A 23,096-nucleotide genomic window follows, 5' to 3' on the forward strand; every position below is an offset into this window, starting at 1 on the left:
CTGGTCACAGACTGAGCCTGGCAACTGGCCGCCAGGCTCAGTGGTTGAAACGAAATTCACTACAGGTCATCAAGGTCCAAATCGCGTCGGTCAGGCGACGGCTCTGGTCGTCGTCTACGGAAAGGTATTCAACAAACTTCTGGGTCTCTTCAGCAGTCGGACGCCGCGACAGGATCTGCAGATAAAGCCGATCAACCCGCTCTTCCCAGGGGGCCTCCGACTTGGAGATTGCCTCGTGCAAGCTTCCCGCGCGGTCGGAAATCAATGTATAGACTTGTCCGTTGTTCAGGTACAAGTGTTCGCTGAGTCCGCCTTGAAATACGCCTTCGCCATCGCCAGGGGCGCCAAAGAACTGAATCATGTAGTTCCAGGTAACACCGCGGAAGTCGAGACGTTTGTCCGTTGTCTGCTTGCTGGCTTCCAGCACCTTGTCGTATCCGCTGGCAAGCACCCAAGATTCGAGCAACTCCTCGGCGGACAGGGGACGATAGCGGGCGCGCTGGTACCACATCGGTTTTGCCGCCTCGGAGCTACCACGGGAAGATAGCTGATACGTCTTGCTATTGAGAATCTCGCCGATGAACCACTTCAAGTCGAAGTTATGATCGACCAATGCCTCGGTGAGTTCATCCAGCAGTTCCGGATGACTCGGCGGGTTGTTGGAACTGAGGTTGTCGATCGGATGGACAATGCCCATCCCCATGAATTGAGCCCAGACTCGGTTGGCGGCGGCTTTGGCGAAGTAGGGATTATCACGCTGAGTGATCCAATCGGCCAGGGCATCCTTGCGCGAGAACTTCGGCTTTGGTGGCATCTGTCCCGTTTTGAAGTTGCGATCTTCCTTGAAGTCCTCGGGAAGGGTTGGCTCAGTCAGCGAGTCGCCACTGAGGAACTTCGGCTTGACCCGTTCCCCCTTCTTGCCGACCTCGTCTGACTGGACTGGACCGGTGAACATGACGTCGCCCAGGTTCTTCTCACCGATGGCATACGCCTTTTCGTCTTTCTTCTTTCCAATGTCGACGACCTGCAGCCGGGCGAGAAAAGCGGCCGTTCCGTAGAAGTCTAGCTGTGACCACTCGTCGAACGGATGATCGTGGCACCGGGCACATTGCAGCTGCACGCCGAGAAACTGCTGGGTGATCGCCTGCGTGGCATCTTCCGGAGCATTCTTGTACTGCACGTAGTACATCGGAGCGCCTTGCTCGACGGTATTCCCCTCGGCACGCAGAATCTTCCGAACCCACTGGTCGTACGGGACGTTTTTATCGAACTGCTCGGCCAGCCAATCTTTGAAGCCTTCTCGTTTGTCGGTACCGAACCCAGGCGGGTTGCGACCAAAATAGACCATATCCCACACATCGGCCTGATGAAGGCTATACCGCGGATGATCCAGCAGGCGGGCAATCAACTTGGCTCGCTTGTCAGACGACGGATCGTCCAGAAACTGCTTTGCTTCTTCGTGCGTGGGAATGATCCCCAGCAAATCAAGATAAACCCGGCGGAGAAACTCGGCATCGCTGGCAGGCTCGGCCGGTGTGATGTCATTCGCTTTCCAGGCATTGGCCACATGGCGGTCGATGACGTCGCGCAGACGTTCTTCACTCAATGCGATGCCTGGGGTCAAACAAGCAATGAGCAAGACCAGGGTGACCAGGGAACAGGAACGCGTCATGGCAGGGGCTCCGTACTCGCAGCACTGGGAGAGGAGAAGCCGGTTGGCTTGGCCGGGAGGAGTCTCAGCAGACCAACGCTTGGGGCAGCACCGATCTACTGTCCTGCATTCTAGCAAGGTTGGTCCGCATAGTCGCAATGGATTACACTATTACAGAACATTTGTATTTGTGTCATTCATCACAGACTTGCGCGACAACGGCAATTTAGAGTATGAACGCGAAACGAAAGCGTCGCTCCGACGCCAAGGCCGATCCGCAGCAGCACGAACCGGACGGCCTCGACCGTATTGATCGGCCACTCTCGCTGACGGCGCAAGTGGAACGAACGCTGCGTGCGGCGATCAACGACGGCATCTTTACCGGCAATCGCTTGCCGACCAGCTTGGAACTGGCCGAACAGCTAGGCGTCAGCCGAGAGACGGTACGGCTCGCTCTGGAATCGCTGCAGCAGGAAGGCTTGCTCGTAAAGCACCGTCGCCGAGGCACGTTCCTGAATCCGCCTGAGGTTCCCCAGCGTCTGCCTGTAGCCTCGCGGACGATTGGCTATCTGCAAGGAGATTTCAGCAACGAACGAGGCGAGTCGGAGGCAATCATCCAAGGCGTCAGCGGCGCCATGTTTGAAGGGGCGCTCGGCAGGGCAAGTGAAGCCGGCTACCACGTGCTGGCCAAGAGCGCTCGCATCGCCAATCTCAACGATTCCCTTCTCGACTTACTCGCCCACGGCCAATTGCGCGGCGTCATCTTTGCTTCGATCGCCGAGCAAAAGATCTTGAAGCGACTAACCGGCATGAACATTCCGGCCGTTCTGCTGGATCACGATCTCCACCTGCCCAAGTTCAGTTCCGTCCGGCCTGATACGTACGGCGGAACGCAGTTGGCCGTTGAGCACCTGGCCCAGCTAGGGCATCGCCGGATTGCCGTTGCCCAGTGGCATCAGGAAGACCTAAACCCCTGGCAAGTTCGCGGCTACCGAGAAGGGATGCGCAGCGCCGGCCTCCGTTGCCGCCGAGCATGGGAACTATCGGTTGCCGTCAATCGAGCTGGGGCAGCAAGCGTTGTTCAATCGATCCTCGATACCTCGCCCCGACCAACCGCCGTCATCTGCTTCAACAATGCCCTGGCTAACTTTGTCCTGGAAGAGGCCATCAACCGCCAATTGCGTGTCCCAGAGGATCTGAGCATCGTCGGAGGCGGTGGAAGCAACGTGATTGGCCTCACCTGCGTTCAACTCGACTGGCAAGCGATGGGCCGCCGAGCCATGGAACTACTGCTGGGTGCCATCGACTCAGAGGAGGTCCATACCCCGGCACACGAAATCGTCTCTTACACTCTGCAACCTGGGAAAACGACTGGGGGGCCCGAGGCATCTTGATCGCGAAAGCAATCGTTCTGCATGGGGAAGACCGCGCATCGAAACACCGAATTCGAGACTAACTTCGTCGCCTGCGATGCGGTAGCATGAAAGAACCGGAGTGCCAGCTATTTACCTGAAGGCACAGGCAGTTCACATCGACCCCGTAAAGCTTAACCATGGCGACGTACAACGGAATTGGCACCGTTCGATACGATTGGCAGCGGCGTGACGACACCACGGCCAACGCGACCGTTTGGTTTGTCATCTTCTTCCTGCCCATCTACCCTTTGCGGCGCGAACACGTTCGCGTTCATGGCTCTGGCATTCGCAAGGGAACCCCGATGGAAACAATCGCTGCGATGTTCGGATTCGGCCAAGGCTTTCATTCGGAAATCGAAGTCTTAGGACCGACGTCCAATGCGCTGTGGCGGATCGCCCGCACGTATCTGTTAGGCTGGATCGTCGTCCCGCTGCTGGGCTTGATGGGGCCGGTGCTCCTTTTTACCGTGATGATCAACATCACCCAGGCCATCGGCTACGACATGAAATCGGACGGTGCCTGGCTACCGATGATTACGGGGATCTTGGGGCTTCTCTGGATCGGCTGCCTGGTGGCGTACATCCTCGACCGATCCGCAGGTCGGCATCATATCTATGATCCGACCAAAGAGCCTTCTTCCGATTCCTGATCGGTGATACGGCGAAGACGGCCCGGCGTCCAACAATGCCAGTCGCGGCTCCACAGCTTGATGCCAAACTACTCGGTGAACTCCATCAAGTGTCGAATCTCTTCTACCGAGAGTGCTTTGCGAAAGATGCAGAACTCATCGATAGATCCATGAAAATTGTACATGTGATCGCTTCCGGGCGCGTTGTTCCAAAAGTCGCCGATGTACACGTCATCGCGAACGTACTCAGTTCGGTTGGTGTTCTGCAACACGCGCGACCGCTTCTCGCAGAGTTGCTCTCCATTGACAAAGAGCTTCATCCGCCCCTTCTGAAAGGTCGCCGCCACATGCGACCACTGATTCGTGGCGATCTCCTCCTCGGCCACAATGCTGTCCGAAATGAAGACCTGATTACGATCGGCTACCCCCAGGGCAAGAGATCCTGACGGAGTGATGGCGAAGATGTAGTCTCCATTGCTTCCCTGACTATCCCATTTGCAGCAAATAAAGTGACCTGCCCAAGAAGCGTCATGCTTTCCCCAAGGATAAACAGGTTGGTCCTCTCTTCCCTCATGTCCCTTCCAAGGAGTGTACTGGATTTTGGTCGGATAGATCCAAGCGGCCAGCGTGAATTGATAATCGGTATCGAGCGCTGGATGATCCTTAAGAACGAGATATCCCTTGCCCGGAAAATGAATAGCCTGACCGGGTCGGCCCTGGCGATCCTCAACACTGGACGGAAATCGCGTGTGCCGATGCCGTAGCTGAGTGGCATCCATCGGAAGATAAACAACTAGGCCAGGCCCAAACATCCGCAGGTAAATGGCCTTGGCTCGCGCACGCACTTCGGCGGATTCGCTCGACATCGCAGCCTGAACCGCTCCCATCGCTGGCTTGCCGATCTGAACCAATCGGTGGTGCGCTACCCCACGCTTAGAGAACGTATCGGCATCAAGCTGCTGCACCAACTCTTGAATGTCCGCGTCTGAGACTTGTTCGGCAACTTCCTGCTGAGCAAGACCGACTTCGACCGCCATCAAGAGAATGACGGGAACCATGGCAAGAAGCTTAGATCGCACCGTGTCGTTCCTCGTGCGTCGAAACTAGCTAGATCAACAGACAGCCGCGAGGACAACACCTCAAGCGGCTCGTGCACATCGCCTCTCTTATTAATACCGATCTTCCCCTGGAGTGACAAATAGATTACGTCCCAGGATCTTCATCTTCCGAACCGTTCACCTCTTCTCGTATCACTGGCTTTTCCACTTCGACTCCCCAAGACTTCAGCGTCTGATAGGCCGCGTTTCGGATGCCGTAATAGCGGACCTCGATCCCGTTGTTGTTCAGCGGATGGCGCAAGTAGGCCCATCCTGGATCACCCAGCAGCGATTTAACGCGGGCGATGTTCTCTTCCGATTTGAAATATCGCAGTGCGCGAGCGGCTTGCTCTCGCTCCTGGTAGTTCTCCGAACCAAGGAACTGGATTGCCCGCTGTTCGAGCTGCTTGTCGACCGGCACATTCAGAATGAGCCCGTGATACTTGTCCCACTGGGTATCCGCGATCCGCTTGCGGGGGACATGCAGTCCGAATGTGTGGATCCGCTTAATCGCCGGCGACGCCTGATCGAGTGCTTCTTTGGCAGCCGCAATGACAGCCTCCGGTTCACGAAGCAATGTGAAGTCTGCTTTCATGACTTCCTGCTTGCCGGACTCAAGTTCGATCACCTTCGTCTCGTACGGGGCGTTGTCATCGTAAAGAACCAACAAGCGGCACGATCGCTCCATCCAATCCTTCAGCACGGACAGGTCGCGTGGAATGTCCGCTTGAACCCGATCGTACGGAACGTCGTTAAACACTTCCCGTTTCAAGTTCTGCTCGACTTCGATCGACGTGTGGTAAACCTCTCGACCGTCGACTTGCTTCGCGTCACCAATCTTGATGAGCTTGGCCACAAAGACCAGATCGGCATTCCGGACGGTACTTTCGATACTCTCGGCCTGGGCGACCAGTGGTTGCCCGTGGGCTTCGCTGGAGACAAACAGAAACAACCCAAACGTGATGAGCGACTTCAAGCAAACACTTCCCATCATCGCCTCCCAGGTTCAACAAATGCTGCCCAGCCGATGCATACCGAATTCGAAATAAAAAAAGGCCTTGAAATGGTTCGCTTGTGGCAAACCACTCCAAGGCCACATGCTCAGGGCTTAATGCGTATTCATGATAGCCCGTGCCATTTCTTTACGTAGACGCTCCTTCTCTTCGGGGCTGAGGCTCTCGGGGTCGAGGACCACAGCAAACCGCTTCAGAGTACCGGAGAATTCATACGGCATCTTGTCCGCATAGTCTTCGACGACCGGCGTGCCCGTATCTTCACCGACATCGAACGTTTCATCCAGAGAGAACCGTACGCCGATGGTATTGGGGATTTCATCCTTGGCAACTTCCTTCTCATTGACCAACAAGGTGCCGGTCGCTGCCTTGCCGATACCTCCGCCCTGGTAGTCAAACTTAAACCGCAGGACGTGATCACCCGGTGGAAGAGCCTGATCCGAGGCGACACGATACTTGTGCTGCGGCTGATTCGACAGGGCATACACAAACTCTGGCTTGCCATCTTGCAACATCAGCGCCCAGCCGCCGAAGCGCCCGCCTATCGTGGCAAGAACTCCACTGGCACCTTTCTGCGGAACCGTAATTTCCGCGGCGACGTTCCACGACTTGTTCTTGAAGTCAGGAGCCGAGCCTTCAGGAATACGGATCATGCCCGGGTAATAAACAAACTCCGAACGTCCCGTTGTCAGGCTGGGTCGAATCGACGGATCGGCCCGCGAAGCGAAGCTGGAATCGAGTGGGTAAACGTTGTACTTTTTCGCCTCCGATGCGAAGACATCCTGAAGTTCCTTCAGCTTTTCAGGGTGCTGAGAAGCAAGGTTATTGGACTGGCTGAAGTCCTTGTCAACGTTGTAAAGCTCCCACTGATAGTCATCGGGGTTTGGCTCGTCGCCGATAGTGATCCACGGCAGACGAAGCGGAGTCGTACAAGCGACCCAGCCATCCTTATAGATAGCGCGGTTTCCGACCAGCTCGAAGTACTGCGTGGAATGCTCGGTGGGAACCTTCGCATCGTCAAACGTGTAGACAAGGCTCGTCCCGTCGATGGGCTTCTGTTTGACACCATTGACCGATTCAGGCGGAGTAATGCCGGCTGCTTCATAGATCGTGGGAACAATGTCGATCACATGACAGAACTGGTTTCGAACTCCACCCTGATCCTTGATTCGGTCGGGCCACGAGATCACCAGGCCGTTGCGCGTGCCGCCAAAGTGAGATGCAACCTGCTTGGTCCACTGCATGGGCGAATCCATTGCATGTGCCCAACCAACCGGGTAATGGTTGTAGGTCAGCGGGCCGCCCAACTCATCGATCATCGAGAGCAGGAACGGCAGGTCTTCGGTCACGCCGTTACCGGCGGTCGCAACTTCGTTAGTGGTGCCTTGCAGCGTGCCTTCGGGGCTGGCTCCGTTGTCGCCCTGAATGTAAATCACGATAGTATTTTCGAGTTGGCCCGATTCCTCGATGGCATCGATCACGCGACCGATATGGTGATCGGCATGACTCAACGCGCCGGCGTAAACCTCCATCATTCGCGAGAACAGTCGCTTCTGATCATCCGACAAGGAATCCCACGAGGCAATCTCCTCGGGACGTTTGGTCAGTTGCGTATCGTTTGGTACGACACCTAATTCTTTCTGCCGAGCGAGGGTTTCCTCGCGAACCTTATCCCACCCCTGATCGAATTTTCCCTTGTACTTTTCAATCCATTCCTTCGGTGCATGGTGAGGCGCATGAGCGGTACCGGTTGCATAGTACAACAGCCACGGCTTATCAGGAGCGAGTGCGTTTTGTGTTCGCATCCAGGCAATGGCCTTGTCGGCCATATCGCGGTCGAAGATATAATCATCAACGCCCAGGTAAGGTTCGATTGGTCGAGTATTTTCATACAACGCAGGGTGCCACTGGTCGGAGTCGCCGCCAATGAATCCGTAGAAGTATTCGAAGCCCAAGCCAACCGGCCATAGGTCGAAAGGCCCTGCCTGACTCGACATCCAGTCCGGCACGTTGTGCATCTTGCCGTACCACGAGGTGTTGTAGCCATTTTGCTTCAGCACTTCTCCCACCGATGCCGCACTCTTGGGCACCAGCGAGTTGTAGCCTGGGTAACCGGTGGCAAATTCCGTGATCACGCCACTGGCAACCGAATGGTGGTTCCGCCCGGTGATCAATGCGGCGCGCGTGGGAGAACAAAGGGCCGTGGTGTGAAACATGTTGTACCGCAGGCCACGTTCGGCAAGCCGGTCGAAGTTCGGTGTCTGAACCGGGCCGCCAAACGTGCTACTCGCGCCAAAGCCAACGTCATCCGTAAGAATCAGGAGAACGTTGGGAGCGCCCTTCGGGGCCTGAATGTCTTGGGGGAAGTCCGGCGTCGAATCGGTCGCCAGGCGTTCGACCTTACCTTTAAAAGGTGCTTGAGGAATCGGTAGCTGCGACCGATCCAAATCTTGTGCGACAGCGCTGTGGCCTGCGATGGCAACGATAAGCATGCTTATCGTGAGGAAACCCAACCTGCATCTCATGATTGTTTTCTCCGTGGTAGGGTGAAACCCGCTTCAGAATTCCGAAGGCAACCTCGCATGGCTGCCGGGGCTATCGATGAACAACTAGTCACACTTCTATTACCTCTGAGCTCCGTTAGTCTCCTTCAACAAGAATAGCGGCAGCATGAGGCCGGCAAAGTAAGACATAATCACGATCGACAAGAGTTCGATCGCATGGTCGGGCAGAAAATCGGCCACGGATGATCCTCAGCGTATTGCCGAGGCCATGTAAGGCCGTCGCTCCCATGACTTGCAACATCGGACGTCCTCCCGACTAGGACGTATCTCAAGTTGACGCGGCATCCGGCAATCCGTTGGGCGGAAAGAGCGCTTGATCGTGATCTCGCTACGAATCGTGTTACGCCTGTCAGGTTGCCTGTTCAAACCATGAACCAGCATCCGAAAGACGTCTCGCTACCGCGTTGTCTTAGCGATCAGCAAGCTAGGTGAACGTCAATCTCACGGAAGAGAAGTAGAGGGACCGTTCGTGACTTCCGCATCTGCGACGGAAACAACGCAATGGTTTCCTTCCAAGGTACGAAACAACGAATCGACAACCAACCAAATTCGTCGATTCTTATTCGATTTTTCAAAGCCTCGTACGTTGATCTAGCATTTTACGCAACCCATCGGAAATGATAGTTCTATCCGTGGAATGTCATCTAAATCGACCGCATAATCGAATGAAATGCGCCGCATTAACATCCTTTTTGGAGATTTCGACAGCATAGGCCTAAAAAGTTTCGCTGGGCGACGGTCGCTAGACCGAAGACGGTTATCCTTCCCGCACAAACATGTAGAACGTGGTGCCACTATTCAGATCCTTTTTGCACGAGGCCCCAGCACTCTTCCGGCGCGAGCAGCGACTTCAAGCAAACGCTTCGCACGTGTGCCACTGCCGCCCTCGGCAGTGCGACTGGGGACACGCCCGTTCCAGGAGAAAACCACTAGATAACGGACAACCTGATTTCGAATAGCAACTCCGACAGACACAAGACACTGCCGAGGGCGGCAGTGGCACACAAAGACATTGCCGCTGGCGGGTGCCACCCAGCCGCAAGCTTGAACGGTCCGCCTAACGATTCGCTACAGTTGACCCTGCAGGCCGACGCGCGTTTGGTTAATTCCCTTCATTCACGGTAGAATCGGATTGGAGCCTTGTTCACTTCGAGCAGGGCAACTTAGCTTTAACATTATCTGGCTGAATTGGTCGCACCAATCGCTCTACTGACTTCAAATGCCTCGCAGCAACTTCTCCGCAACACACGCACTCGCTTTACGAGGACTCATTGTCGTCGAGAACTACGATGACAATTCGTTGACCGTAGCGCGCCCATGGTCTGTGGCTGGCACAGAGTTCCCTGACCACGCCGACAATGCAGAGTTGGTATGCGGCATCTCTAATACTTGCTTTATCACGAACGCACCGATGGCGACGATATCGCCACGACGACGGCCCAAACGATGGGTTGTAGACATGTCCGAGGCGGCCGCACCTGGTCCCGGCCCGGTATACTTTCGTGAGACGTTTGAATCTCTGGAAGACGCGACGAATGCGTTGCTTGACTGCTATTTTGGCAACCGTGTAGATTTCAACAATGACTCACTGCAGGCTTGGGGATTGTCCCCTGCCGGCAACCGATCTGCTCAAAACGGCAGGTAACAACCGGTTGCAATGGAGGCCGCGAGTTGACGTTTTGAAGTGGTGAGTCGTTCGCGCGGCCCCGCTTAACCGTACCGTTAAACTTTAAGAGCTTCTGAATCCCATGAATGCTATTCGAGTCGCTGCAATTTGCGTTCTCGTTGCCGTCGGTTGCACGCGTTCGCCGAAAACCGAAGACAACACTGGGGTGCGGCCTAAACAAAACTTGACTCGGTTGGAAACTGGTGTGAACCCCGAGTCACTTCCACCTCAAATCACGAACCAGTTCGGGATGACGTTCCGCCTTGTCACCATCGACACCTCGCGTGTTGACCACCAACAATCGTTTCCCAGAAAATCTTATTACCTGCAGGAATCGAGATTGTCGGAGGAGCAACATTCCGCGTTTCGTGAAGCGGCGTTCGGTGATGGAACGTACGAAACGATCAACTGGCATTACAATGGTGGGCATCCGTCCGAATGGCGTGAGTGGTACCAGTACGCTCAGGCGTTGTCGAAGTTCGACGCTCAGTATGACTACCGTTTGCCGACGCGGTCACAGTGGACCTTTGCCTGCATGAGCGGCTACGACCAAAGTTGCGACAAGACCAAGCCAAACGCATATGGCATCACTGGGTTGATGGACACCAATGGATTTGCCGAGGCAGTGGACGAACTCATGCTCCACAACGGCCATGAATTTGGTGTGCTGATGGGCTATTGGTCAAACAATTGGGGAGCGTACGAAGGGAAAACAAAACCGGATTACTCGTGTGAATACTGGACGATATGCAATCCGGATGCTGATGACAGCCTGAACGAGTCAATCAATGGCAGGTTCATTTTGCTGCCGAAAGAAACGGCTCATTCCTCTCATGGTAGTGGCGGATAACAAATCTATGCACCGGAGTCGCTGGTCCGGCTGCATCTGAGATCTACGTCGCTGGTAACAACCGGGCTACCCTGGTCGTTATGCCGTTTGATCATTCGGCTGCTTACACGAATCAACCTGAAGTTCACTCCCCGGGGCAGATGTACGTGAACGAGTTCTCTTCGGAAAACAGACACGAAAGACCTCAATTCAGCATCCGTTCAATGCTGCTATTGTCGCTCGGTGTCGCCTTGTACGTGCTGATGGCTATGGTAGTGGTGCATCACCATGGCAAGTTGCTTGATGTCGTGACTGACTGGGCGGGCATCTTCGCGCTCGGCTGCGGGCTTCTCGCGGTCGCCGGATTAACAATGATGGTCGTCGATCTGGCCCACGGCCGTTTTGGGTATCTTTGGCCCACCGTGGTGCTTTCGGCTGCGCTGATCTATGCCCCCGCTAACGTCGTCTTGTTCATTGCGACGCTGATGGTGGACAGGTTTGCCGTCTTCGGCGAACCGTATTTGGTTTCGGCAGTGCTATTGGCACCGGCTGTGATGTTGTTCGCGCTCGTCATCGTGGCTGGCTTTCTTAGCAGGCTCGGCTGGTTCACTTTGCTGGGATTCATCATATGGATCGAAAGCGTCGCTCTTGCGCACCTGTGGGTCATCGCAGCCGCCTCCGCTAGTATCTAAACGCATCGCCCCCCCGAAACAGTGTCCCCTCTAAAAATTTGGCACGCAACCGTTTCGGGGCACACCCAACACCCCCTTTGACAAGAGTACGCCTTGCCGGTAGCATAACCTGTTTCCACTGACTGTCTTAGAGCGACCCTCGCAAGGGGAAATCCGGCAACCTGGTCAGGCCTTAACTGGAGCAGCCAAACCCGGAGGACTCTTGTGCGAGGGTCACTCCAAGATAGTTGGGGAAAGAACGAACAACTCAAAAGACTGCTTTCGAGCAATCCCCGCGATGGGAAGTTTGGTTATCTGGTCAGGCCTTAACTGGAGCAGCCAAAACTTTGCGACTCTTGTGCGGGGGTTCCTCCAGGGCAGTCTTTTTTTGTTCGTTTCTGTGTGCCACTGGCATCCTGCCAGTGTCTTTTTGTGCCTGAGCTGCGTGGCAACCGGGTACCTGATTCGCACTGGCCAGAGGCCAGTGGCACACGCCGAGAGAGCATTGGCCCACTCAACCCAGGCCCTTGGGACGGTTGATTTGAGAACGGTTGTGCGTCAAACTGCATCGTTGCCCAAATGTGGGCGGCCGTTTATCTGACGAGACCGAGATTCTTCGGCTCGCATTCTCGCGAAAAGTCCTTAGCCGGTTGAGAGGGATCGTGGCTGAGCAAAATAGTTCTCCCGACTACCTGGTCGTTGCCAGGCGTTACCGGCCTCAATCGTTCGGCGAATTGGTCGGCCAGCAGCGTGTTGCGACCGCGCTGGGCAATGCCATTTCGCGAAACAGGGTAGGGCACGCTTACCTATTCACCGGGGCTCGCGGGGTCGGCAAGACTTCCTCGGCGCGAATCTTCGCCAAGGCGCTTAACTGCGTGAAGGGTCCGACCGCCACGCCATGCAACGAGTGCGAGATCTGCGAAAGCGTCACCGCCGGCGAAGATGTCGACGTGCTGGAAATCGACGGTGCATCGAATCGCGGGATTGAAGAGATTCGCCAGCTACGGGCCAACATCAACGTCCGCCCGAGCCGTGCTCGTTTCAAGATCTACATCATCGACGAAGTCCACATGTTCACCAAGGAAGCGTTCAACGCGCTGCTCAAGACCTTGGAAGAACCGCCGGACCACGCCAAGTTCATCTTCTGCACGACCGACCCGGAACGCATTCCGATCACGGTCCTGTCGCGGTGCCAGCGATTCGATTTCGGCGGCATTCTGCCTGAAGACATCGTCGGGCGGCTGCGTCATATCGTCGACACCGAGAAGGTGCCTGCCGATGAAGAAGCGCTCAAGCTGATTGCCCGTCGAGCGAACGGCTCGATGCGCGATAGCCAGTCGCTGCTGGAACAGATCCTGGCGTTCGGCGATTCGCAGATCTCCGTCGAATCGGTCCATCGCCTGTTGGGCACCGCCGACAATCAGCAGATTGTGGACCTGGCGGCCCAGGTACTTTCGTCCGACGCAGCCGGCGCGCTGCAAACAACGCACGCGGTCTTCACCGAAGGGGTCGACCCTGGGCAACTGCTCGAGCAACTGCTGCGGTTGTTCCGCGACCTGATGGTGCTCGGCTCAGGCGGCTCGCCAGATTTGCTGCAATCGATTTCGCCTGGGGCGGTCGACGAGGCGAAGGCCATGGCCAGCCAGGCCGGTTTGGCCAAGCTGCTGGCCGCCGTACAGTGCCTGGACGAGACGTTGGTTCGTTTGCACCGCAGCACGTACGGTCAGGTTCTGGCCGAAGCGGCTGTGATTCGCATTTGCCAGCTGGAAGATCTGGAAAGCCTGGGCTCGCTGATTGCCACGCTCAAAGAAGGTGGCCTCCCGGCGAAATCGGCCCCGGCAGCTGCCCGGCCGGCGGCACCTCAAAAAAAAACGGTTGAGCACCCCGTAGAACCGACGCCCACGCCCGATACGATTCCGATCCGTCCGGTGGAACCACCGGCACCAGCCGTGGTCGCCGAGCCGCCAGTTGCGCCCACTCCACCGGTAGAAAAGGCGCCCAACGAGGCCCCCAAACTGGTTATTACCGAGAAAAACGCGTTCTCGGTGTGGAAAAAGATCGTGGAAGATTTGCCGGGCCTTATCGGTGATTACGCTCGTCAGGGACACGCGGTAGCAATTTCTGGGCCAAATCGGCTAGTCGTTGATTTTTTCTCGACGTATAATTCGGCTGTCGAAGCTTTACGACGGCCTAGAAGTCAGGAAGTGCTGGAAAAGGCGTTTCTTGATATGTGTGGAGGCAGTTACACGGTCGAGTTTCGGGTATTGGATGACCCCAATGCCGGTCGCAAACCCGATCAACACATGTCTCCCGAGCGATCGGCTCAAGAGGGTCGTCTCAAAGCTCGACTACTTGCCGAACAGGAACCGTTCGTCCAAAAGGCGATGGATCTGTTCGATGCGGAAGTGACCGGAGTCCGCGATTCGGAATCCTAAGGCATTTTCTGCAGAACTTGGCACGCTTTTCGCACGTAAGGGACGTTTTGGCCTCTGGCTGAGCTAAACTTTGCGCGGAAGTCATGCCGCCGGCATGCATAGAAAAGTTTGTTCTCCAGCATCGATCGCTGAGAACGAACAAGACTTAAATGTCGCATTGTTTCACTGAAAAAGGAGACGTCCGTGTTCAAGAACCTAGGCAACATCGCCAGCATGATGCAGCAGGCCCAGCAAGTGGGTCAGGACATGAAGGCCATGCAGGAAGAACTTCGCAACAAGCGTGTGAAGGGAACTGCCGGTGCTGGCATGGTCGAAGCGATCTGTACCGGACACGGCCAGGTGGTCAGCATCACCATCGATCCCAAATTGATCGCCGATGGCGACAAGGACTTGATCGAAGAACTCATTCCTCAGGCCGTCAACGATGCCCAGGCCAAAGGCAAAGAGCTTCATCAAGAGATGATGCAATCGGTTACCAGCGGACTGAACGTCCCAGGCTTGGATCAAGCCCTGAGCCAGTTCGGTCAATAAGGTTTGCTTTCGGAAAGCAAGCCAAAATAACAACCCACAAAGAAGGAGCGAGGTGAATGGCGCAGCTGACTGAATCGGTGGTTCGATTGATCGACCAACTATCGAAGCTGCCAGGCATCGGCCGAAAAAGTGCCGAACGCGTTGCCTATCACCTCCTTCGCGTGAACAAAGAAGAAGCTCTCGGACTGGCAGACGCCATCCGCGACGTCAAAGAAAACGTCCGCTACTGCAGCCGATGCTTCAACCTGTCGGAAGGGGACCTCTGCACCATCTGCAAAGATCCCCAGCGCGATGCGTCCATCTTGTGCGTGGTCGAACAGCCACGCGACTTGATCGCGCTCGAGCAGTCTGGCGTTTTCCCAGGCCTCTACCATGTCCTCTTGGGGCGTATCGCTCCGCTGGAAGGTATCGGCCCGGACCAATTGACCATTGATGCCCTGGTCTCGCGAGTTTCCCAAGGAGAGATTCGCGAAGTGATCATGGCCACCAATCCAACGACCGAAGGGGACGGCACCGCGCTGCACATTTCCAGCTTGCTTGCCGAGTTCCCGGTCAAATTAACCCGTTTGGCACGAGGCGTTACCGCCGGTAGTGTTCTCGAATTCGCCAACAAGGAAGTGCTTGCCGACGCCATGACTGGCCGACAATCACTTTAACCACATTTTGGGTGACCCCAGTTAGCAACCGGGACCATCCAATACCCGCTGAAAGCTAAAGACGCTGTCTTCGCATTCAGCACCCACTTCCCAACAGCTACGGAATCATTCCCATGAGAATGTCCTTCGGTCTCGAGCAGAAGATGGTCCAGAAGCAAGTTCTGGCCCCACGGATGATTCAATCCATGGAAATTCTGCAACTGCCCGTTCTTGCTCTGCAAGAGAAGATCGAGCAGGAAATGAACGAAAACCCGATGCTCGAAGTTCAGGAACAAGAAGCGAGCGATTCGGAAGATACCTCCAAAGACGAATACGATTCACGCTCCGAGTCCGAAGAAGAATTCGTCGTCGAAGACGGCAAGGACAATGCCGACGACTTCGAACGCCTTCTGGAAATGGACCAGCAGTATCCCGACACCTTCGACGAACGCCCGCAACGTTCTTCCGGCCAAATGGAAGAAGACGCCGAGCGCCGCATGGACGCGTTGGCCAACGTTCAATCTCGACCGGAAACGCTGCAAGATCATCTCGATCATCAACTGTACGAACTCACCATCGAACCGCTGGTTCGCGAATGGGCCGAACGCATTATCTCGGCTCTCGATAGCAACGGTTACCTAACCACGAGCCTCGAAGACTTGCTCCCGGCCGATGCCGACGACGAACTAAAGGACACCGCTCAGGAAGCCCTGCACGTCGTTCAATCGCTCGACCCAGCCGGTGTTGGTGCGCGTGACCTGCGCGAATGCCTGCTCCTGCAAATCGATCCGTCGCGGATGTTCTACGACGAACTTCGCACGCTGATAATGAACCACCTGGAAGACCTTCGTGACAATCGTCTGCCACAAATTCAAAAGGCAACCGGCTTCTCGATCGAACGCATTCAGGCTGCCTGGAGCGAACTACGCCGCTTAGACCCGAAGCCAGGCTCGATCTACAACGACTCGCATGTCGCCAATGTCATCCCTGACCTGATGCTCGACGTCGACGAGGATGGCCGCTACGTCGTGCAGGCCGAAGACCGTGACATTCCTCAGCTGCGGATCAGCAACTACTATCGTGAACGTCTTTCCAGCCCCACGGCGACGCGGGAAGAGAAAGAGTTCATCAAGCGAAAGCTGAACGCCGCCCAGTGGCTGATCGACGCGATCATCCAGCGTCAAAACACGCTCAGCCGCGTTGCCCAGGCAATCGTCGACTATCAAAAGGACTTCATCGACAACGGCCCCGAGCACATCACGCCGCTCAAGATGCAGCAGATCGCTGACCAGGTTGGCGTGCACGTGACGACCGTTAGCCGAGCTGTCGACGACAAGTACATTCAGACCCCGCGCGGTATCTTCCCGCTCAAAGCCTTCTTCGCCGGTGGTACGGTGAACGAAGCTGGCGAGGAAGTTACCTGGGATCAGATTCGTCTGCGTCTACAGGAAGTGATCGACAACGAAGACAAAGCCAAACCGCTGTCGGACGACGACCTGGTCAAGAAGCTCAAAGACGACGGCCTCAACGTTGCCCGCCGTACGGTCACCAAGTACCGCAAGAAAATGGGCATCCCCAGCTCGCGTCAACGACGTGACTGGTCGAAGAAGTAAAGCAATCCTCTCCGGTTGTCATCGCACAGCCGGAGGGCCGTTGCCTTGCTTCGTCTCTAACGCGCATGCCAACCGCACGCCCAAGCAGACTTGGGCGTGGCACCCAACACATGATCAGCGCGCATCCGCACTCTTGTCCCCTCGCCCCGATGGGGAGAGAGGACAAGATTTCCAGGGCGGACCGCGCTGGCTGGTTTCCATCGCTTCCTGTATGGTTCCCGTCGTCACGACCTTGTCTGCGCGGACGTCATCCGGTGCCGTGGCCAAGTCTGCTGGGGCGTGTCTTTGAATCGCCTGACGCACCCGTTCCCGTCGCCGTGGTGTGATGACCTTCTGCGTTTTGCAAACAGAAACAATCTTCCGCGGTGTGTTGCCTTGCGAAGGTTCTTCTTGCGATGGCCCTTCATCAAGCAGGTCGACGGTGTGTGACAGCGCAGCAACGACTTCCTGCTTTGCTGCGACCTCTTCGAGCAGTTGCAGGTTGAGTCGCTTCAGGCGATAGAAGAGCCACGCGTGAAGGCGAGCACTCACGTACGTCAATGGCTCAGCGATGCGTCCGTTCGAGCGACGTGGTTTCGCGAGACGCACGAGCTTCCTCAGAAGGGAAGGCCGTTTGCGTCGCCGCTCCGCCGCAGAGGCCTGCGATGGCCGCTTCTGTTTGGGTGGGGCTTGATCGGGGAACTCGTACTGGGCGACCTTCGGGTCGATCGGTACGACCATGCCCTGGGCGAGCAAGCCGATGGGGCTGTCGCCAGGCAACCGCGATTCAGGCGACGACAGCCGCCGTTGTATCGCATCCTGCAACCTGGCCTCGGCTTGGGCCTGTTGTCGACGGATCGGTTCTTCCAGCATCGTACGAGGCCGCGTAGGCTTTTTGGCCGGCGGCTTGGCTGGCGTCTCCTGAAGCACCAGCAACACTTCGCCGCAGCAGGGGCACAATAGCCGGTTCCCATCGCGCACGGCAACCTGCGGGGCGTGGCCTGGTGAGCCAGCTCCGTGTGTTTCAGGTTGTGCAGCGTGGTGATGGGACATCGTGAAAACTCTCCGTCGGTTAAATCGTGTGCCACTGCCGCCCTCGGCAGTGGGAAGTTAGCAGGAGCTTATCCATCCCCAGTTGACCTTAAGAGCACTGGCGAGAGGCCAGAGGCATGCCGAGATTGGGATGGAGACTGCAAAGCATGCCCCCGAATTCGAGGACATGCCTTAGGTATACCAGCCTGTCGGTGCGGAAAGATAGTGCGCGCGGAATTTTGCTGCTGCGGCGAGACAAGTCGCATGATAACGCACTGCACAACTTCACCAGGCGTTGATTGGCTCCTGGGGGTTGTTCTAGCTATACCGGAAGGTGGGGTTAGTCCCGTGGCAGCGGTTGTCGGTGCTGGCAACATTCTGTTTATCGCGCCCCCCTCGAAAGCACGATGCCAGAGAACACGATTCTACCTGTTATGCCCGCTAGCACACCCGTGCCGCTAGCAACGCATGAGCGGGACGAATCGCCTGGTCCGTGTGGAACCTGGGCCGTTTAACGAAGCATCCCTTCTGAGCATGGAAAAGCTCACCGGTTGTGGCGGTGGCTGAAAGGAATTCAGAAATGAAAGTGCGTCACCTCCTTGTCGCGATGATTGCCTGGTTCATGGCGACATCCGTGCTGTTTGCCCAAGCGGATAATATCTTCCGTCCGGTCTATCTCGCCCAGGACCCGGTACTGGCGCCGATGTCGTTCGAGAAGCTCGACAACCTGACGACAGCCGAGCACTACCCGGTGGCCGCCAGCAGCGCGGCGTGTGGTCCGGCTTGTGGTTACTGCCGTGCCGGCTGGCGACTAGGGGTGGAAGCGACTTTCCTTGCCCCGATGGGCGGCAACCAGGCGGGTTGGACCTTCGACAACGTTACGACTTCGATCACCGATAGCTTTTCGACCGATGCCCACGGGATTGACGGGCTCGTTCCGGCCCCACGCCTGTGGGCCGCTTACGTCTGCGACAACGGCTGGGGCGTGCAATTTCGTTACTGGGAACTGAACACCAGCTCGAATTACGCGGACCCATACTTTCTGTCGGGCGATACCTTCGGTTTTGCCTCTGGCACGAATCTGGAAATGTTCGCGCTGGACCTGGAATTGGTCAAAGAGTTTTGCGTAGGTGACTGGAACATGGTCGGTACGTTCGGCTATCGACATGCTCAGCGCGACACGAATGAAACGATTGCTTTCAACGGTGCCATTGCCCGCCCAGGCGGCCTTGGCGGCGGGACCGATATCTTCGCCGGTACGGCTTCGGGGATTGCCGTGTTTGAAGGAGATGGCCTGACGTTCTCGCTTTCCGGTTACCGCTGTGCGGACTGCTGCTGCGGGCTGCAATGGTTCTGGAACGCTCGCGGCTCGGTGTTGTTCGGCGATACGTATGCCGGGGCGCTAACGCATGCCCAACTGATCAGCCCTGGCGGTGATGCCAACAACACTAACGGCGGCTACGCCGGCGACAGCGATACGATCTTTGTCGCCGAGTTCCAGCTGGGTGCCCAGTGGAGCACGGCGGTCAAGTGCATGGGTGGCCGATTCTTTGCTCGTGGTGCGTTTGAATACCAGCACTGGGGCGAAATGGGAGCGGCGGCCGGTGCCTCATCGACCGCGGGCGAATTGAACGTGGGCGAGCTGACCATGAACGCATTGGCTCCGTCCGATTCGCTCGACCTGGTCGGTTTCGCCATCTCGGCGGGAATCGTTTGGTAACGCGGCACACTCGGCACACACAAGGTTCCAACCATGGAAGTTTCAAAGCCTGCAAAGCTCGCTTCCCGAAGGATCGAAATGATGATGCGAACAAACACAACACGCCGCCGGCACAACTGGCTTGCCGATTGCCTTCGCTTGGCGATGATCGCAGGAGCCATCGTGCTCTGCGGGCAGGGTGGCTTTGCTGACGCGCAGTGGGAATATGGTTCGTCCAACAGTTTCCGCATCGACGAACCGCTGTTCGTTGCGTCCGACTTCGAGGATACGTCGCTCGTCTGGCGTTACGGCAACGCCTCGATCATGCCGGTTACCGCCATGCAGGAAGAGCCCAATCCACTGCCGCCACCGATGCCGCTGATTCCCGAAAACGGCAAGGTCGAACTGGTCGATCCGCCAGTGAGTCGTGACCAGGAATATGGCGAGCCGCTGGAAGACTTCAACGTTCAGTTTTTGCGGACGTCGAGCGTTCTGCTGGATCCGGGCCAGTGGCAGATGGATGTCGGACTGGTGTATGCCAAAGCCGACTACGATTTCCCGATCTCGCTGACTCCGTCTGGCGTTGCTCGGGCCGACTTGAAACGTCGCTCGTTGTTCGTACCGTTCGCGCTAAGGTACGGTCTGACCGATCGCATTCAACTTTCGGGTAGCCTGCCAATCGGCTGGGCGCATCAGGAGTTCTCATCGCTGGGCCTGTTCGACCAAAACACCGACAACGGTGGCATCGGCGACCTGGAACTGGGCGTGAACCTGTTGTGTCGCGAAGGTTGCTACGGCTACTCGCCGGACGTCATCCTCAGCTTTGGTTTGACGGCCCCGACCGGCGATGCCGAGTACGCCATCAACGGGCTGACCCAGGCCACGCTGGCCAACGGCGTGTGGGCACCTTCAGTCCAGCTGCTGATGATTCAGCGTTATGATCCGATCATTTACTTTTATGGCTGCGGATATCGCTACCAGGCCAAGCGCCAGTTCAACGATCAGGACGTCTTCTACGGTCACCAGTTTACGTACAACTTTGGCGTTGGCTTCGCCGTCAACGATCGCATCACGCTGAGCACCGCGTTCCTGGGTCTCTATCAAACGGAAACTCAGGTCGATGGTCTGGGAGTGCCGGGCTCGATGCGGGAACTGCTGCGGCTTCGTTTCGCTGCGACCACCTATCGCTGCGGTCGCATCATCGAACCATTTGCCGAAATCGGGATGACCGAAGACGCCGCGGACTCGGTGGTCGGTATCGTCTGGACGATGTAACACCACCAGGGAGAAGCTCCTTTGAGTAGCCCAAGGATCAAATCACTGATTGTGCCGGTCATTGCCATCGGTGTTGTCGTGGCGGCAGCTGCGACGGCCTCGGCTCAGACCCGGTCCCAGTTTGGGCCACCGGTACGGACGCGCGACCATAACATTCAGGCCTATGCCCGCACGTGGACCGCGATCCGCGACCAGAACATCGTCAAGCAGCAGCGTGACTATTCGTGTGGTGCCGCTGCGTTGGCAACCCTCTGTCGTTATTACTGGGGCGACCCAGTCACCGAGAACCAGGTGCTGGGCGTCATCGAGAAACAACTCACGAGGGAAGAACTGCAGGAACGTTTTCAGAACGGGCTGGCCATTTCCGACTTGCGTTTGACGGCGGTAAGGCTCGGTTATCTTTCGACGATCGGTCGCTTGAGCATGGAAGAACTGACCGATGTGAAGGTTCCGCTGATCGTGGCGATTCGCTTGGAGCAAACCAACCACTTTGTCGTGCTGCGGGGCATGGCCAACGGCTGGGTGTTTTTAGCGGACCCAGCCCGGGGCAACTTGCGGATTCCGCAATTCGAGTTCGAGCGAATTTGGATCGAAAACGCGGTGCTAGTTGTGGCGAAGAAGGGGAAGGCGAAGTCGGATGTCTCGCAATTGGGAGTGCGACACGAAGAGATGGCCCGCGGTTGGGTCGATGATCAGATCATCCGCACCTTCCCCGAGAAACCATTCCGGGTACCGTTTCCCGCCTTTCCGTAGTCCTTGGCGAGAACAGCAAGAAAGAGAAAACGGCCGCGTCGAGAGGTTTCGACGCGGCCGTTTTTGTTGGCTTGAAAGTGGTTCGCTTATTTGCCAGCGAATGCCCACGAATAACCGGTGGCGTAGGTGCCGACGCTGACGGACTTTCCGCCGAAGACATAACCGCCTGGACCGTAGTAGGTCTTGTTGTAGACCAGACCGGTTTGGCTGCTGTTACCACCAGCGGCGAAGTCATAACCAGGACCGAAGTCACCGGCGGCGTAAACGGTGGTCTGGGTGCTACCCAAGAAGCGGGAAGTGCCGTAGCCGAAAGCGATGGCGAACGTACCACGTACGTTCTTGCCTTCTTCGTCGCTCATGACGCTCAGCCCTGAGAGGCCCATCGAAGCCAGCGTAGCTTGATCGACGTTACCGTTTGGGTCAGCGGCACGAACGTCCGAAACCAAAGCAAAAGAAGTGAAAGCTACCGCCAAGAGACATGCCAAAGATTTCATCGAGATTCTCCATCGAAACGAATTGAGGCAGATTCAGGCACGATCCCACCGTTTGAGACCCCCCCTGAGTGACTGAAAAAGTTCTGCAATAGTCCCGATTGTAATTACGGGTATACATATCCCGATGAGTGAAAATGGAGCATTTACCCAGATTTTGGGGATTGCAAAGAAGTTAACGGCGGGGGAAGAAAGCGCCGCGCAACGAGACTAACTACCACCTAAAAACGCGTGGCATGTCGTGATCAGCACACGACTTAGGTCGCTTAATTCCGGACCGAAAAGGAAGAAATCGGTCGCCGAAAGCCGCAGGCGGAAGCAACTCGGCCGCCGCGTTAAGTCTTAGAGTAATTGCCAGCCGGCGTATCTCAAGAGTCGGCTGCCGAAAATTCGGTTCGTCCCACCAGGCCCCAAGGAAGTATTAGGAAGACTGATAGACGTAGGCGATGGATTCGTCCTTCCCTGGTCCCTTGATCGAGCACCACGTCCCAGGCCCGGTCTGCTTTCGAACTCTCGCTGAAAACCGGATCACCTCGGTTCAAAATCAGAAATCTCTTCCAGCGGGCGGACCGCACGACGGACGGCGTGACCGTGTGCCGCGATCTCGTCCATGATTCGCTTGATCGTCGATTTTGTTTCCTGCGTCCAAGGCATCAGGTCGACATCGATCGCTCCGCCAGCGATGTTCGAATGGGGCTCTTCAAGATGCGCGTAGAGCGTATGCGATGCTCCCGCACCGCCACGATGGACGCACTCGAAATGAGCTACGCAATCCAAAGGGATATCCAAGAGCAGTTCGTCCTCGCCTACCGTGCCGGTTTTGACTCGTCGAGTGGAGAACGATATCTCAAGATAATTCGGAGGGCTGTTCCAGACCTGTTGGCACCAGTAAACAAAGACAGCTCCGAAAGCCGCGGCAACGAGTGACGTAAGGAGACCATGTTCGCTCATTACGTACAGAACCAACGTGACCTTGGTCATGAGCAGAGCCAAAAGCAAAAGAAACATCACGCCGCCCAGCCCAAGACCTCGCTCAAACCGAACGTCGTTCAGGGTCGATGTAATCTTCAACGGAGAATGCTCCAGTCCTACCGTCTTTGCACGAAATGAATTCGCTG

18 protein-coding genes and 1 other RNA gene are annotated in these 23,096 nt (G+C 56.5%); 12 read left to right on the forward strand and 7 right to left on the reverse strand.

Annotation, left to right across the window (positions count from 1 at the left end):
• Positions 1 to 37 precede the first annotated feature (37 nt).
• Positions 38 to 1,672, reverse strand: a complete 1,635-nt coding sequence (locus tag PSR63_RS27250; RefSeq protein WP_274329336.1) for a DUF1549 and DUF1553 domain-containing protein — start codon at positions 1,670 to 1,672, stop codon at positions 38 to 40.
• Positions 1,673 to 1,884: 212 nt separating this feature from the next.
• Between PSR63_RS27250 and PSR63_RS27255 the strand changes: the two genes are divergently transcribed.
• Positions 1,885 to 3,045 (forward strand): GntR family transcriptional regulator, encoded by a 1,161-nt coding sequence (locus tag PSR63_RS27255; protein ID WP_274329338.1) that lies wholly within the window; start codon positions 1,885 to 1,887, stop codon positions 3,043 to 3,045.
• Between the two features lie 158 nt (positions 3,046 to 3,203).
• On the forward strand, positions 3,204 to 3,716 hold the full coding sequence (locus PSR63_RS27260) for a hypothetical protein (protein WP_274329340.1): 513 nt from the start codon (positions 3,204 to 3,206) through the stop codon (positions 3,714 to 3,716).
• A 68-nt stretch (positions 3,717 to 3,784) separates the two neighbouring features.
• On the opposite strand, the gene PSR63_RS27265 is transcribed toward PSR63_RS27260, so the two are convergent.
• From PSR63_RS27265 to PSR63_RS27275, 3 genes are all read right to left on the reverse strand, one after another.
• Positions 3,785 to 4,774 (reverse strand): LamG domain-containing protein, encoded by a 990-nt coding sequence (locus PSR63_RS27265; RefSeq protein WP_274329341.1) that lies wholly within the window; start codon positions 4,772 to 4,774, stop codon positions 3,785 to 3,787.
• 124 nt (positions 4,775 to 4,898) lie between these two features.
• On the reverse strand, positions 4,899 to 5,768 hold the full coding sequence (locus PSR63_RS27270) for a hypothetical protein (protein WP_274329343.1): 870 nt from the start codon (positions 5,766 to 5,768) through the stop codon (positions 4,899 to 4,901).
• A gap of 132 nt (positions 5,769 to 5,900) precedes the next feature.
• On the reverse strand, positions 5,901 to 8,297 hold the full coding sequence (locus PSR63_RS27275; RefSeq protein ID WP_274329344.1) for an arylsulfatase: 2,397 nt from the start codon (positions 8,295 to 8,297) through the stop codon (positions 5,901 to 5,903).
• Positions 8,298 to 10,117: 1,820 nt separating this feature from the next.
• On the opposite strand from PSR63_RS27275, the gene PSR63_RS27280 reads away from it, so the two are divergent.
• The 7 genes from PSR63_RS27280 (at position 10,118) to rpoN (ending at position 16,749) form a co-directional block, all read left to right on the forward strand.
• Entirely contained in the window at positions 10,118 to 10,885 is a 768-nt protein-coding gene (locus PSR63_RS27280) for a hypothetical protein (RefSeq protein WP_274329346.1), read from the forward strand.
• Between the two features lie 203 nt (positions 10,886 to 11,088).
• Positions 11,089 to 11,556: a hypothetical protein gene (locus PSR63_RS27285; protein WP_274329348.1), complete on the forward strand. Its 468-nt coding sequence runs from the start codon at positions 11,089 to 11,091 to the stop codon at positions 11,554 to 11,556.
• Between the two features lie 128 nt (positions 11,557 to 11,684).
• An RNA gene (gene ffs / locus PSR63_RS27290) (signal recognition particle sRNA small type) lies at positions 11,685 to 11,780 on the forward strand.
• 417 nt (positions 11,781 to 12,197) lie between these two features.
• Positions 12,198 to 13,970, forward strand: a complete 1,773-nt coding sequence (gene dnaX, locus PSR63_RS27295; RefSeq protein ID WP_274329350.1) for a DNA polymerase III subunit gamma/tau — start codon at positions 12,198 to 12,200, stop codon at positions 13,968 to 13,970.
• A gap of 183 nt (positions 13,971 to 14,153) precedes the next feature.
• Entirely contained in the window at positions 14,154 to 14,501 is a 348-nt protein-coding gene (locus tag PSR63_RS27300) for a YbaB/EbfC family nucleoid-associated protein (RefSeq protein ID WP_274329352.1), read from the forward strand.
• Positions 14,502 to 14,557: 56 nt separating this feature from the next.
• Entirely contained in the window at positions 14,558 to 15,157 is a 600-nt protein-coding gene (gene recR / locus PSR63_RS27305; RefSeq protein ID WP_274329353.1) for a recombination mediator RecR, read from the forward strand.
• A gap of 113 nt (positions 15,158 to 15,270) precedes the next feature.
• The gene (gene rpoN, locus PSR63_RS27310; protein WP_274329354.1) at positions 15,271 to 16,749 is read left to right on the forward strand and encodes an RNA polymerase factor sigma-54; all 1,479 of its coding nucleotides are present in this window, start codon (positions 15,271 to 15,273) and stop codon (positions 16,747 to 16,749) included.
• Between the two features lie 114 nt (positions 16,750 to 16,863).
• Here the strand turns inward: rpoN and PSR63_RS27315 are convergent, their stop codons facing one another.
• Entirely contained in the window at positions 16,864 to 17,781 is a 918-nt protein-coding gene (locus PSR63_RS27315; RefSeq protein ID WP_274329356.1) for a hypothetical protein, read from the reverse strand.
• 559 nt (positions 17,782 to 18,340) lie between these two features.
• On the opposite strand from PSR63_RS27315, the gene PSR63_RS27320 reads away from it, so the two are divergent.
• From PSR63_RS27320 to PSR63_RS27330, 3 genes are all read left to right on the forward strand, one after another.
• Positions 18,341 to 19,480 (forward strand): hypothetical protein, encoded by a 1,140-nt coding sequence (locus tag PSR63_RS27320; protein ID WP_274329358.1) that lies wholly within the window; start codon positions 18,341 to 18,343, stop codon positions 19,478 to 19,480.
• Between the two features lie 78 nt (positions 19,481 to 19,558).
• Positions 19,559 to 20,734 carry a transporter gene (locus PSR63_RS27325; RefSeq protein WP_274329360.1) on the forward strand — a complete coding sequence of 392 codons (1,176 nt, stop codon included), beginning with the start codon at positions 19,559 to 19,561 and terminating at the stop codon, positions 20,732 to 20,734.
• 21 nt (positions 20,735 to 20,755) lie between these two features.
• On the forward strand, positions 20,756 to 21,487 hold the full coding sequence (locus PSR63_RS27330) for a C39 family peptidase (RefSeq protein ID WP_274329362.1): 732 nt from the start codon (positions 20,756 to 20,758) through the stop codon (positions 21,485 to 21,487).
• A gap of 86 nt (positions 21,488 to 21,573) precedes the next feature.
• On the opposite strand, the gene PSR63_RS27335 is transcribed toward PSR63_RS27330, so the two are convergent.
• Entirely contained in the window at positions 21,574 to 21,981 is a 408-nt protein-coding gene (locus PSR63_RS27335) for a hypothetical protein (protein WP_274329363.1), read from the reverse strand.
• Between the two features lie 525 nt (positions 21,982 to 22,506).
• Positions 22,507 to 23,049, reverse strand: a complete 543-nt coding sequence (locus PSR63_RS27340; protein ID WP_274329365.1) for a hypothetical protein — start codon at positions 23,047 to 23,049, stop codon at positions 22,507 to 22,509.
• Positions 23,050 to 23,096: the final 47 nt, after the last annotated feature.

The sequence above is a fragment of the Bremerella sp. P1 genome, from assembly GCF_028748185.1.
Taxonomy (GTDB): domain Bacteria; phylum Planctomycetota; class Planctomycetia; order Pirellulales; family Pirellulaceae; genus Bremerella.

What these genes read in the sequence shown, in the direction of transcription:
- PSR63_RS27250 (WP_274329336.1), bottom strand. Translation starts at nt 1,672, where the DNA reads ATGACGCGTTCCTGTTCCCTGGTCACCCTGGTCTTGCTCATTGCTTGT.
- PSR63_RS27255 (WP_274329338.1), top strand. Translation starts at nt 1,885, where the DNA reads ATGAACGCGAAACGAAAGCGTCGCTCCGACGCCAAGGCCGATCCGCAG.
- PSR63_RS27260 (WP_274329340.1), top strand. Translation starts at nt 3,204, where the DNA reads ATGGCGACGTACAACGGAATTGGCACCGTTCGATACGATTGGCAGCGG.
- PSR63_RS27275 (WP_274329344.1), bottom strand. Translation starts at nt 8,297, where the DNA reads ATGCTTATCGTTGCCATCGCAGGCCACAGCGCTGTCGCACAAGATTTG.
- PSR63_RS27280 (WP_274329346.1), top strand. Translation starts at nt 10,118, where the DNA reads ATGAATGCTATTCGAGTCGCTGCAATTTGCGTTCTCGTTGCCGTCGGT.
- PSR63_RS27285 (WP_274329348.1), top strand. Translation starts at nt 11,089, where the DNA reads ATGCTGCTATTGTCGCTCGGTGTCGCCTTGTACGTGCTGATGGCTATG.
- recR (WP_274329353.1), top strand. Translation starts at nt 14,558, where the DNA reads ATGGCGCAGCTGACTGAATCGGTGGTTCGATTGATCGACCAACTATCG.
- rpoN (WP_274329354.1), top strand. Translation starts at nt 15,271, where the DNA reads ATGAGAATGTCCTTCGGTCTCGAGCAGAAGATGGTCCAGAAGCAAGTT.
- PSR63_RS27315 (WP_274329356.1), bottom strand. Translation starts at nt 17,781, where the DNA reads ATGTCCCATCACCACGCTGCACAACCTGAAACACACGGAGCTGGCTCA.
- PSR63_RS27320 (WP_274329358.1), top strand. Translation starts at nt 18,341, where the DNA reads ATGAAAGTGCGTCACCTCCTTGTCGCGATGATTGCCTGGTTCATGGCG.
- PSR63_RS27325 (WP_274329360.1), top strand. Translation starts at nt 19,559, where the DNA reads ATGATGATGCGAACAAACACAACACGCCGCCGGCACAACTGGCTTGCC.
- PSR63_RS27335 (WP_274329363.1), bottom strand. Translation starts at nt 21,981, where the DNA reads ATGAAATCTTTGGCATGTCTCTTGGCGGTAGCTTTCACTTCTTTTGCT.